The sequence below is a fragment of the Micromonospora sp. PTRAS2 genome (genome assembly GCF_054052245.1).
The window spans coordinates 1,135,135-1,147,527 of record NZ_JBSWBU010000001.1 but is presented as its reverse complement, the minus strand read 5'-3'; the positions used below and the strand labels follow the sequence as shown (position 1 = coordinate 1,147,527).

At 68.6% G+C, this 12,393-nt stretch carries 10 protein-coding genes; 5 read left to right on the top strand and 5 right to left on the bottom strand.

The genetic code is table 11. The features are described 5' to 3' along the window. The first annotated feature begins 51 nt into the window (after window positions 1-51). Entirely contained in the window at window positions 52-456 is a 405-nt protein-coding gene (locus ACVMYR_RS05460) for a hypothetical protein (RefSeq protein ID WP_077935166.1), read from the top strand. Window positions 457-463: 7 nt separating this feature from the next. On the opposite strand, the gene ACVMYR_RS05455 is transcribed toward ACVMYR_RS05460, so the two are convergent. Next, on the bottom strand, window positions 464-550 hold the full coding sequence (locus ACVMYR_RS05455; RefSeq protein ID WP_377536270.1) for a zinc ribbon domain-containing protein: 87 nt from the start codon (window positions 548-550) through the stop codon (window positions 464-466). A gap of 430 nt (window positions 551-980) precedes the next feature. On the opposite strand from ACVMYR_RS05455, the gene ACVMYR_RS05450 reads away from it, so the two are divergent. Continuing rightward, window positions 981-2,231 (top strand): S8 family peptidase, encoded by a 1,251-nt coding sequence (locus ACVMYR_RS05450; RefSeq protein WP_431894377.1) that lies wholly within the window; start codon window positions 981-983, stop codon window positions 2,229-2,231. Window positions 2,232-2,362: 131 nt separating this feature from the next. On the opposite strand, the gene ACVMYR_RS05445 is transcribed toward ACVMYR_RS05450, so the two are convergent. Next, window positions 2,363-3,853, bottom strand: coding sequence for a cellulase family glycosylhydrolase (locus tag ACVMYR_RS05445; RefSeq protein ID WP_457121226.1), 1,491 nt, complete (start codon window positions 3,851-3,853; stop codon window positions 2,363-2,365). A 796-nt stretch (window positions 3,854-4,649) separates the two neighbouring features. Between ACVMYR_RS05445 and ACVMYR_RS05440 the strand changes: the two genes are divergently transcribed. Next, window positions 4,650-6,650 (top strand): cellulose binding domain-containing protein, encoded by a 2,001-nt coding sequence (locus ACVMYR_RS05440; protein ID WP_457121225.1) that lies wholly within the window; start codon window positions 4,650-4,652, stop codon window positions 6,648-6,650. A gap of 62 nt (window positions 6,651-6,712) precedes the next feature. On the opposite strand, the gene ACVMYR_RS05435 is transcribed toward ACVMYR_RS05440, so the two are convergent. Next, window positions 6,713-8,014: a hypothetical protein gene (locus ACVMYR_RS05435; RefSeq protein WP_457121224.1), complete on the bottom strand. Its 1,302-nt coding sequence runs from the start codon at window positions 8,012-8,014 to the stop codon at window positions 6,713-6,715. Window positions 8,015-8,228: 214 nt separating this feature from the next. Here ACVMYR_RS05435 and ACVMYR_RS05430 point away from each other — a divergent pair, with 214 nt between their 5' ends. Both ACVMYR_RS05430 and ACVMYR_RS05425 read left to right on the top strand, forming a co-directional pair. Further along, window positions 8,229-8,918: a response regulator transcription factor gene (locus tag ACVMYR_RS05430; protein WP_077935172.1), complete on the top strand. Its 690-nt coding sequence runs from the start codon at window positions 8,229-8,231 to the stop codon at window positions 8,916-8,918. After that, window positions 8,911-10,890, top strand: coding sequence for a sensor histidine kinase (locus ACVMYR_RS05425; protein ID WP_457121223.1), 1,980 nt, complete (start codon window positions 8,911-8,913; stop codon window positions 10,888-10,890). The genes ACVMYR_RS05430 and ACVMYR_RS05425 overlap by 8 nt, the downstream gene beginning before the upstream one ends. Here ACVMYR_RS05425 and ACVMYR_RS05420 read toward each other — a convergent pair. Then, on the bottom strand, window positions 10,779-11,246 hold the full coding sequence (locus tag ACVMYR_RS05420; protein ID WP_457121222.1) for a DUF6326 family protein: 468 nt from the start codon (window positions 11,244-11,246) through the stop codon (window positions 10,779-10,781). The genes ACVMYR_RS05425 and ACVMYR_RS05420 overlap by 112 nt on opposite strands. 92 nt (window positions 11,247-11,338) lie before the next feature. After that, a complete protein-coding gene (locus ACVMYR_RS05415) occupies window positions 11,339-12,307 on the bottom strand; it encodes an NAD(P)-dependent alcohol dehydrogenase (protein WP_457121303.1) in 969 nt (322 codons plus the stop codon). Window positions 12,308-12,393: the final 86 nt, after the last annotated feature.

Genomic DNA, 12,393 nt, shown 5'->3' with positions numbered 1-12,393 from the left:
TCCACACGGTCCTCCTACGATCACGGTGCGCGGGTCTGCCAGCATGTCCGCATGACGCAACTGATCGTTCCGCTGGACGACGGTTCCTCCCTGGTGCTGAATGGAGTTGCCGGAGACGAACTGTCGGACGCGGCCCACACCCTCGGCGTCGCCGACTTTCTCCGCGACGCCGTTCTGGCTGGTGTGGCCGGGAACTTCACCTACGACGTGCTGAAGGCCGTGGCGCTTGAGCTGCGCGCACGCGGAATCCTGGTGAAGCAACCCCCGGTGAGCGCTGCCAGCATCGCCTCGGCGATAACGGCCCACCTCACCTCGGTCGGATATCGGACGATCGAGATCCTGCAGGTCGTACAACTGGTGGACAGGTCGTGGTCCGCGGAGGGAACTGCCGATCAGCGGCCGTTCGCGGTTCGCACCGACCCCGAGGGGCAGGTCATGCAGATGCAGGTGCGGTAACGGCCTGTCAGCCGTTGCCGCAATGCGGGCACTTGCGCACTCGATCCGACTTGGGCTGCCCGCAGTAGGCGCATTCCACCGTTTCCGAGATCATGGTGTTCCTCCCGACGCCGCATGAACCGAGGTCACCGCTTCGACACCGAACGCTACACGCCTGCGGCGCGGCGACCATCGATCGAAGGGACAGCCAGACGGTCCGCCTACTGTATGGCGCGCGGCAGATCTGGAAGGCGCCCTCCGGCCACCCTGCGCCAGCCCGGGCCGACGACGTCCGACCACACCCCTGGCGAGGCACCCGCGGCCTCCCACTGACAACAGCCGCAGTCGAGGCCCGGAAGAACCCTGATACATCAGACCAGCACTCTTCTCACCCCACGCTCAAAAAGACTGATCTCGATGGGATCGGCGAATTCGCCCGTGGAATCAGATCGAATATCCGTTGTACGCTCCCCCAAAATCTTCCGGGCCATTCGATCGGCACGTCGCGCGGCCGCCGGAATGGCCGGAACAAGGGAGGCTGGGAGATGGGAATCCACCGTCACGCGATCTTCGCCCGAGGGCGTCGCGCCGGAACCGCCGTCACGGCCACGCTCGCCACCGCGACCATGCTCCTCACCATGGCTGCCGGACCGGCCACCGCGGCACCCATCGCCGAAGCGCCGTCCGGGACGGCCGGCGAGATCCTCGGCGTCGGCGCCGCCGCCCGCGTGCCCGGCAGCTACGTGGTCTCCCTGAAGGAAGGTGGGGGCTCCGTCGACGATCGACACGCGGGCGTGGCCCGCCTCGCCGACCGGTACGGCTTCCGCCCGGACCAGGTCTGGCGCGACGCGCTGAACGGCTTCTCCGTGCGGACCTCGGAGCTGGTGGCCCGCCAGCTGGCCGCCGACCCGGCGGTGGCGGCCGTGGAGCAGGACCGGTTGACCAGCCTGGCCACCACCCAGACGAACGCGCCGTGGAACCTCGACCGGGTCGACGCATCGCTGGGGCTCAGCGGCACCTACAACTTCACCAGCGTCGGGACCGGCGTCCGGGCGTACATCGTGGACAGCGGGATCCAGATCAGCCATGCCGACTTCGGCGGCCAGGCGGTATACGGCTACGACGCCGTCGACGGCACGCTTCCGGCGAACGACTGCAGCGGGCACGGCACCCACGCCGCCGGCACCGTCGGCGGGACGACCTTCGGGGCGGCCAAGAACGTCGTGCTGGTCGCGGTCAAGGTGTTCGACTGCGCCCTGCCGAGCACGCTGTCGATGCTGATCAACGGGATCAACTGGATGATCGCCAACCACCCCGCCGGGCAGCCGGCCGTGGCGAACATCGGCGTGTTGACCAGCCCCACCGTCGCGCTCGACGCCGCCGTGACGAACGCGGTCGCCGACGGCATCACGGTGACGGTCCCCGCCGGCAACTCGAACGTGAGCGCCTGCACCGTCTCACCCGCGTCGGTGCCGACCGCGCTGACCGTGGGCGCGACGCTGATGAACGACAACCGGGCAAGCTGGTCGAACTTCGGCCCCTGCCTGGACATCTTCGCTCCCGGCGAGCGCATCACGTCGGCCTGGTGGAGCTCGACGACCGCGACCCAGACGATCAGCGGCACCTCGCACGCCGCGCCGCTCGTTGCCGGCGTTGCCGCCCGGGTGCTCAGCAACAACCCGACCTGGACGCCGGCCCAGGTGGCCAGCTACCTGTTCGGCGTCGCCAGCCCGGTCGTGATCAACCCGGGGGCCGGCTCGCCCAACCGCCTCCTGTACCTGTCCCCGGCGCTCTGACCCGCACGGCTGCCGCGCCGACCAGGTCGATGGCGGGTGGCAGGGGCACGCGAGCGACCGCTCCGGGCCTCAGCGCCGCGACCGCGCGGGCCGGGCGTCGACGACGCCCGGCCCGTCGGCTCACGGCCTGCTCAGCTCGCCGCGCAGGACAAGGACGGTACGCCGTTGGTGCCGCTCGACGACCCCAGGAAGCCGAAGGTCGTGCTGCCGCCGGCACTGAGCGAACCGTTGTAGCTGACGTTGCGGGCGGTGACCGTCGAGCCGCTGGTGGTCAGCGTCGCGCTCCACGCCTGCGACACCTGCTGCCCGTTCGCGAACGTCCAGGTCACCGTCCAACCGCTGATCGCTGAGCTACCCGCGGTCACCCGCACCTCGGCCTGGAAGCCACCCTGCCACTCACCGGTCAGGGTGTACGACGCCGAGCAGGACCGCCCGCCCGACGGCGGCGGGGTCGTCGGGGGCGGGGTGGTCGGCGGCGGGGTGGTCGGCGGGGCGGTGGTCGGCGGCGTGGTCGGGGTGGTGCTGCCGACGGCGCTCATGATGGCGTCGATGATGCCCTGCTGCGTGACCGTGGCGCTGCTGCGGTTGAACAGCCCGAACCCGTACGCCCCGTTGTAGCCGTTGTCCCAGTAGGCGGTGGCCGCACCGTACTTCTTGGCGCTGGACACCAGGGTGCGCGCGTAGTCCGCGCGGTACCTGTTGTTCGTCGAGTCGGCCGACGTCTTGTCGACCGAACCGTACTCACCGACGAACACGGGGTAGCCACGCGAGACGAAGGTGTCACGCACCTTCTTCAGTTGCCCGTCCATGAAGTCCTGCTGTCCCCAGGTCGACTTCCGTGCCGGGTTGGTGGCGGCCGGCCCCCACTGCGTGATGGTGCCGTTCTCCTCACCGGCGAAGTCCCAGGGGTCGTAGTAGTGCACGGAGATCATGAGCCGCTGCTCGTTGGCCGGGATGGACGACGAGCGGTTCTGGTCCGTCGGCAGCACGAAGCCGTAGTTGCCCACGGTGTAGTCGATGTTGGTGTTCCAGCCGGGGACGAGCAGCCAGCGCGAGGTGTTGTTCCCGCCGGTCCGCCGGACCGTGTCCACGAAGATCTGGTTGTAGGCGTTGATGTTCGAGTAGCACGGCTGGGTGGGATTGCCGTACTGTCCGTCGAACTCCTCGTTCATGGATTCGAGGATGAGGCGTTCGCTGTAGCTCTGGAACCTGGTCGCGACCTGCTGCCAGACCTTCTGGTACTTGTCCCTGATCGTCGTCTGGTTCGACGAGTCGCAGATCAACCAGGAGCCGGTGACGGTCTTGTAGCCGTCGCCGTGCATGTTGATCAGCACGTACAGACCGCGACCGTAGGCGTAGTCGACGATTTCCTGGATCCGATTCAGCCAGGCGGCGTTGATCGTGTAGTTCGGGGCGGACCCGATGTTTCCCAGATAGGAGACCGGGATGCGGATCGTCTTGAATCCCGCCGCCTTCACCCGGTCGATGAAGGCCTGCGTCACTACCGGGTTGCCCCATGCCGTCTCGCTGGGGATCCCGTTGACGTTGGCCTCCAGGGCGTTCCCCAGATTCCAGCCCGCCCCCATGTTCGCGACGAGCTGGGTGGCGTTCAGCTGGGCCATGCTGTCGGCCGACGCGGCACTCGGCAGCACGGCTGTGGTTCCGGCCAGCGCCAGTACGCCGGACAGTAAGGCGAACTGAACCTTCCTGAGTGTGGGTTTCACAAGCATCTCCCGTCTTCGAACCAACCGTCACGCTGGGTTGTCGAAGCGATTCGACGATATTTCGACTGCCTGCGTTGGCAGTCGATGGCCGCCAAAGAATAGATGCACATGCATGAATGGGGCAAGGTTGCGGCCGGCGCGTCCGGTCGAGGACCACCCGCGTGCCACCCCCGCCCAGCGTCGGGCCACGGGATGGACCGCCACCGAGCGCGACGCACGCAGCGCGTCGCCGCCAACGCGAACACGGTGCGGAGCCGCAGGATCGCCGTCCGGGCACGCCACTCGGGCCCCACTACCGGCGAGACGGAAACTTTCCCGGTTCTGCTCCGATAGTTTCCGGCCCGCAGCGACCCACTCATTGACGAACGTCGACGTCAGGGCGTAGCGTCTGCGTAGAAAGTTTCTGGATGACGCCGCTCCTCCGCTCCCGATCCCCCTGGCAAGGAAAACCGAGCGATGAACAGAGCGATACGGAAAGGTCACCTCCGGCCCGCCGCCGTCGCCGTCGCGGGCGGTGGTCGGGCGACTCCGCCGCAGCTGGCAGCGTGACGGTTCTCGGCGACCGGAGCTCTTCACCACCACGAGAAGCGGCGCCCCGGTGACGGGCATCCCGGGCTGGCCTGTTCCGCCGTCGTGACAAGCAATCGGCTGTGCGGCCGTACGGAAATCTCCGTCAATCCCGAGAAAGGTCCCCATGAAGAACAAACGCCTCGCGATCTGGGCAACGATCGCTCTCCTCGCCATCGGTGGCGTCGGGACCGGTGCCCTGGTGGCCCCGGTCTACGGTGCGACCACCGAAGCCGGGAACAGCTCACCCGGCTTGGCCGCCGGCGGCTGCGTCGCGGATCCCGCCCTGCGCGGCGCAACGAAGAGTCCGCTCTACACCGTCACGGCGGACACTGCGCCGCTGTTCGTCGAGAAGATGACCAAGTACGCGCCTGAGATGCAGGTGCACTACGCGCACTGCTCCATGGCGGGAGCGGGCACGGCCGAGTTCTCGGTCACTGTCGCCGAGGGCTTCAGCTCCTACACCGTCAGCCCCAAGAGCCGGAAACTCGCCGTCGCCCGCAGCGGCAACACCATCACCTTCAACAGCGGCCCGAACTACCTGATCGTCCAGTTCGACTCCAAGGAACTGCTGTTCATCCTGATCGACGCGCCCGAGACGAACGCGCCCCAGTTGGGGGACGCCAACGTCAAGAACCTCGCCGACTACGGCGTCGACAACACCGGGGCGACGCTCGTCACGACCAAGATCCAGAGCGCCATCGACGCCGCGTCCGGGGCGACCCGCAACATCCTGTACGTGCCGCCGGGCCGGTACCAGGTCGGTGAGCTGTGGATGAAGAGCAACATGACCCTCTACCTGGCGACCGGTGCGGTCCTCTACGGCTCGAACCAGAAGGCGGACTTCAACACCGGCAGCGGTGGGGTGAACATCGAGGGCATGCAGCACGCCTCCCTCCGGATATACCAGGTGAGAAACGCCAAGCTGCTGGGTCGCGGCGTCATCGACGGCAACGGGAAGTACCTGCGGGCCCAGGGCATCAATCTGGCCCTGCTGAAGATCGAGGAGAGTTCCGACATCCTGGTCGACGGTGTCACCGTCCGCGACTCCAGCTACTGGAACACGCTCGTCTACCGCAGCGACAGGGTCACCATCAAGAACTACAAACTGATCAACTGCCGGCCTACGACGGGATACAACAACACCGACGGCGTGGACTTCGACGAGTCGACCAACAGCCTGCTGTCGAACGCGTTTCTCTACACGGGCGACGACAACATGGCGACCAAGAACGAGTTCGCCAACAGCGGCACGATCAACACCAGGAACGTCATCCACGAGCACATCGTCTGCTACAGCAACTCCGCCTGCGCGAAGATCGGCACCAAGACCGAAGGCACCTCCATGGACGGGATCGTCTTCCGCGACATCGACGTGGTGAAGGCCGGGCGTTCGATGGTGATCGACGCAGTCGACACCGCCGTCGTCTCGAACACCCGGTGGGAGGACGTCAGGGTCGAACAGACCGACAGCCTGATCGACCTTCAGGAGGATCGCCCGCCGTCCTGGCGGACGGTGAAGAACACCTCGACCATCCGGAACGCCTACTTCACGAACGTTTCCTCCGACGTGAAGAAGGTCGTCAACCTGCACGGAAAGTCGTCGACCGTCAACATCAGCGGCGTGCACTTCAGCAACTTCACCGTCCAGGACAAGCCGGTCACCAGCCAGACCGACTCGGACGCGACCTGGAACATCAACGCCTACGTCTCGAACATCACCTTCTCCACCGCGCCGCCCACCACCCCGCCGCCGACCACCCCGCCGCCCACCACGCCTCCGCCGACCACCCCGCCGCCGGGCCAGTCCGGTGCCTGCGAGGTGGGCTACACGATGAACTCCTGGAACGACGGATTCACCGCCAGCATCCACATCACCAATCGCGGCACAACGACGATCGATGGTTGGACCCTGGCGTTCACCCTGCCCAGCGGGCAGACCGTGACCGGCGGCTGGAACGCCACCTTCACGGGCTCCAGCGGTCAGATCTCCGCACGCAACGTCTCGTACAACGGCACGTTGGCAGCAGGCGGATCCACCGACATCGGCTTCCAGGCCACCCACACCGGCAACACCGCCAAGCCCGGGTCCTTCACCCTCAACGGCGTCAGCTGCGCCGTCTCCTGACGGGAACGTCCGGTCGCCGGTGTGGGCCGCACCCCGCTTCGGGGCGCGGCCCACACCGGCCGCTACCGCGATCTGCGGCGAAGCTGGGGATCGATCTTCTCTGCGTCGACCACGGTGAAGGAGGCGTACGGGTCGACGCAGCCGCTGATGACCGCCTCGGCCTGCTGATCGCCGAGCAGCGCCGAACGGAAGAACGCGGTGACGTAACCGGCGCTGACCTGGCGTTGTTCGGTCTCGGTCAGTTTGCGGGTCACGTGCGACCACTCGATCGGCGGCTCCGGCATGCCGCTGTCCGGGTCCCAGTCCGGGAACGTCGGGGTGCCGCACCAGCCGGGCTCCGGGCTGAAGCCCTGGTCGTCGGTTGCTCCGACCTGCCCACTCTCGGGAGACCACTGGGTGTTGAGGAAGTTGTGGTTGGCGCCGCGCACGTGCCAGGTGTAGATCGGCTTTCGGGTGTGACCGGTTGCCAATCTCGCGTAGTCGAGGCCCTGCTCGCTGTCGCAGCCGCCCACCCAGACCGCGAGCGGCGCCGAGGTCACCCGGTAGAGCTTGGCGTCCGGGGAACCCGGGTTGGTGGCGGTGCCCGAGCCAGCGGCGGCGAGGGCGAGGACGCCGGCCAGTCGTACGCCTGCCGGAAGATCGGTGCGGTGGACGTCCGCGGCGTGCCAGGCCACCGCACGGCCGCCACGTGAGTGCCCGAGTGTTCCCGTACGGGAAAAATCGATCTTGCCCCTGAAGTCCGGCTCCGGGCCGCTGAAGTGGCCGGCCAGGGCGCCACGGCCGGTGCGGGCCAGTTCGGTCCAGAGCGCGAGGTGCTTGTTGATGAGTTTCGAGCGGGCGTTGTCGGCCTCGGTGCCGATCTGGCCGGCATTGATTCCGTTCGCGCTGATCGAGATGACGATCATGCCCTGGGCGGCGAGCTGTTGCGCGAGGTAGTCGTAGCCGCGATAGCTGGGCAGCGCCGCGACACCGGGCGCGCAGGGCCACTGCCAGAGCCGGTGTAAGGCCTCCAACCAGCGCGGATCGTCGTAGTAGTCGTCCGGCGACTCCTTCTCGATGCGAGCCGCCTCGGCGTCGGCGGCGCGGTCGGCGCACGTGCCCCAGTAGCCGTGCGAGAGCACCACCAGCGGAAACGGCCCGTTGCCGGTGGCCGGGTAATGCACGTTGCCGGTCAGCTCGATCGGTGCCAGGGTCGGCGAGTCCGGGCCGTCGGTATGGAAGCCGGCGACCGTGAAAGCGCTGTCGCCGAGGGTGTAGTCGAGCGACCGGACCGGATAGGCGCGGCCCTTCGCCTGGGCGGGCGACGTGGGCACCAGACCGGCTGCGACCAGGACCATTGCGGCCAGGCCTTTCAACAGTGACAACTTCTTCTCCTTCGCAGGGACAGGGTCTCCGTTGGAGCGAGTCGGACGGCCCGGACGGCGGGACGACCGTCTGTGATCACACCGAGGGCGAGGGCGCCACCCCTTCCGGCGGCAGGGAGATCCTGGTGGCCACTTGTCAGAGACCTGTTGTGATCCGGTAGTGGTCCCGTTTTCGACCTGTTTCGATGCCCTGACGCCTCATAGACTCGCCGCCGTGAACGCGCACGTGCTCGTCGCCGAGGACGACCCCAAGCAGGCCGAGCTGCTCCGGCGATACCTGGAGCACGAGGGCCACCGGGTGTCGGTGGTCCACGACGGCCGGGCCGCCCTGGACGAGATCCGCCACTGCCCGCCGGATCTGCTGGTGTTGGACGTCATGATGCCGCGCGTCGACGGACTCGACGTGTGCCGCATCCTGCGTCGGGACTCGGAGGTGCCGGTGCTGATGGTCACCGCCCGCAGCACCGAGGACGACCTGCTGCTGGGCCTGGACCTGGGCGCCGACGACTATCTGACGAAGCCCTACAGCCCGCGGGAACTGGCGGCGCGGGTCCGCACCCTGCTCCGCCGGACCCGGTCCACGGCTGCGCGGCCCGTCGCGCCGTCACTGCGGGTGGGCGACCTTCTGCTTGATCCGGTACGCCACGAGGTCACCGTCGCGGGCGCCCCGGTGGTGTGCACCCCGGGGGAGTTCGCCCTGTTGAGCGCGTTCGCGGCGGAGCCGGGGCGGGTGTTCAGCCGCGATCAGCTGCTCCGCCGGCTGCACGGGCTCGATTCGTACATCACCGGCCGCACGGTCGACGTGCACGTGATGAACCTGCGCCGCAAGATCGAGGCGGATCCCCGCCGCCCGGTACGGCTGCTCACCGTGTACGGCATCGGATACAAACTCGCCGATGACTAAGCGGCACAGGCGCGGCAGCCTCCTGGTCCGGCTGCTCGGCCTCAGCGTGGTGATCTCCGTACTCTCGATCTCGGCGACCGCCTGGCTCGCCGTACGCGACACGACCAGGGCGCTCCAGCAGGAGCGCGGTCGGGCGCTCGCCGACGACGCGAGAATCTACGACGCCCTGCTCGGGCACGCCGCGACCCACCGGGACTGGACGGGCGTGCTGCCACTGGTGCGGTCCCTCGCGGCGACCACCGAGCGACGAGTCGTCCTGACCGACCGCAACCGCGCCCCGATCGCCGCGTCCGGCGAGGGAGCCCTGCCGCAGCGGGCCTCCGCCACCGTCGACCCGCTCGACGTCGACACCAGCCTGGCCGCGACAGCGGGACGCGGCGGCATCGACGCGCGGGCGACCGGCCCGTACCAGCTACCGGACGCCGAACGCGCCGCGCTACGCAAGAAGGCGGAAAGAGCGCGGGACTGTCTGCGCAGCCCCGCGGATGTCGCCACCGCAGTCCCGATGATCGCGGCGGAAGGGCTACTTCCGGCGTACACCGACGCGGAGATCGTCGTCGCCCCCGGCGGGCGGCCCCGCATCGAGTCCCCAGGCACCGCCGTCACCGGCGACATCCGGTGTGCGAAGGAGTTCGACTCGTTGGCTGAGCCGACCCCCACCGAGCGGAGAGCGCTGGGTCAGCTCGACGACCTGGTCAACACATGCCTGGGCCGCCAGCGGATGCCAGCGGTGCGAGCCGACCTCGACGGACAGTGGACCCCGACCAGGGCCGGCCCGATCACCGCCGAACAGCGCGACGACGTCAACGGTTGCGTCTCCGAGGCACGGCGCACCCAGATGGCCGACTACGTCGCGCCGCCTGTACTGCTGTTCGTCACCGAACCGGGCACCCCGACGCCGGTCGGCGCCTTCGACCTCACCCCGGCCAACCGGCTACGGATCTTCGGGGTCGCCGGGCTGGTGCTGCTCGTCGCGGTCGGTGTCACGGTCCTGGTGGGGGTACGCCTGGTCCGGCCGCTACACGCGTTGACCGCTGCGGCCGGGCGGATGCGCAACGGCGACACCGCGGCGCGGGTCCGGGTCTCCGGGCGCGATGAGATCGCCCGACTCGGCAACGCGTTCAACGAGATGGCCGAGCAGCGGTGCCGAGTCGAGCAGTTACGCCGCGACATGGTCGGCGACATCGCGCACGAGATGCGTACGCCGGTGACGAACATCCGTGGCTGGTTGGAGGCGGCCGAGGACGGCGTGGTCGAACTGGACGTGGACCTGGTCAGCTCGCTGCTGGACGAGGCGCTGCTGCTCCAGCACGTCATCGAGGACCTCCAGGACCTCGCCGCAGCCGACGCGGGCGAGCTGAAGCTGCACCGGCGGCAGGTCGAGGTGCCCGAACTGCTGCAGGAGGTGGCGGACGCCTTCGCCCCCGCCGCCGAGTCCGCCGGCGTCGCGCTGGTCGTCGATGCCGCACCCGGCACTCTCAGCGCCGATCCGATCCGGCTCCGGCAGGCCATCGGCAACCTGATCACCAACGCGATCCGGCACACGCCCGCCAACGGCCGGGTCACCATCTCCTCGCAGACCGGGGGTGTGCACGCCGAGATCGTCGTGGCCGATACCGGGCCGGGAATTCCGGAGGAACAGCGTGGCCTGGTCTTCGAACGGTTCTGGCGGGCCGAGAAATCCCGCAACCGGCAAATGGGCGGCAGCGGTCTGGGGCTCGCCATCGTCCGTAAGATCGCCGAATCACACGGCGGTACCGCGGAGGTCTCCGGCACCGCCGGGGCGGGAGCCGTGTTCACGCTCCGCCTTCCGAACCCGCCCGGTCAGACAGATCGACGTCGCGGCTCTGTCCATACTCTTCACACGGTGGCTGCCGTGGTCACCGGCGATGCGACGCGGCGGGGCCAGGTCCAGGCGGAGCGCAGGATGAAGGCCAGGAGCAGCACCTCGATTCCGATGGAGAGGCCGTAGAAGGAGGCCCAGTCCCAGGACTCCCCCACCGCGTTGAACACCGTGACGGGGACGTACAGCGATGCCACGACGAGGTTCGTGGTGCGGTTCGCCCGGGCGGTCAGCGTCATGGAGAGCATCACCATCAGGGCCGGGATCGCGATGAGCGCGAGGAACACGGTCATCAACGCCGGGCTGATGTCGAACTCGAAGACGACGCCGACCAGGATGCCGTCAATGGTCCCGGGCTTGTAGAGGTGGAAGTAGTCGACGTAGACGTAGAGGAACATGAAGCTGGTCCATGCGGCGGCGAGCTTGGCCTGCACGGGGATCGGCGGGCTGTCGAGCAGGTCCGGGGTTGTCGTTCGGATGGTCATCGGTTCTTCTTTCGAGAGGAGCGGTCCGTCCGCCCGAGTGGCGGCAGGTCTGGGTCGTACGCGCGGGGTGAGTCGTGCTCGTCGTCTGGTCGTCAGATGGTGACGACGACCTTCCCTCGGGTGTGGCCGGCCGCGACATGCCGGAGGGCATCGGCTGCTTCGTCGAGGGGGTAGGTGCGGTCGATGACGGGTGTGACCTGCCCGGTCGTGAGCAGGTCGGCCAGGGTGAGCAGGTCCTTGCGCTTCCCGACGGACGTGAAGGGCTTCAACCGCTGACGGGTGAACCCGGACAGCAGGCGCGCCTTGGCGATCCGACCGAGGGGGCCGAGCCAGCGGCCGCCGTGTCCGCTGTTGGGGATGAGGGTGCCGGTGGGCGTCAGCGCGCGGCGGACAGCCGCCAGGGGCTGCGCCTCCACGTTGTCGAGGATGACGTCGTAGCGCTTCTCGGTGCGGGTGAAGTCGGTCCTCGTGTAGTCGACGACGTGGTCGGCGCCGAGCGACCGGACCAGGTCGACGTTGCGGGGGCTGCACACACCCGTCACCTCGGCGCCGAACGCCTTGGCGATCTGCACGGCGAAGGAGCCCACGCCGCCCGACGCGCCCGTGACAAGCACCGTCTGGCCCGGTCGAACGTTCGCGATGTCGCGCAACGCCTGCAACGCCGTCATGGCCGACGTGGGCACCGCCGCCGCATCCACGGCCGACAGGTTGGCGGGCACGGGCACGAGGTGGTCCGTCGGGACGCAGGCGTACTCCGCGAGCGCTCCGGCCGTGCTCCAGCCGAACACCTCGTCGCCGGGGCGGAGAGCGGTGACGTCCTTTCCGACCGCTGCCACGACGCCGGCGAGGTCCCTGCCGGGGATCCCGTGACGCGGCCGGCGGAAGCCGAACACCAGGCGCACCACGTACGGCTTTCCGGTCATGACGAAGTAGTCGCCAGGATGTACCGAGGCCGCGCCCACCTGGACGAGCACCTCGTTTCGACCGGGCAGCGGACGCCCGACCTCGGACGACGTGAGCACCGAGGGCGGGCCGTAGCGGTGCTGGACGGCGGCCCGCATCGTCACCGCCTCGGCCGGACCGGCCCCTGGCACCAGGCGTGCTGATGCGTTCGATCGCTGTTCGTTCCCCACAGGGCCTCCTCGCG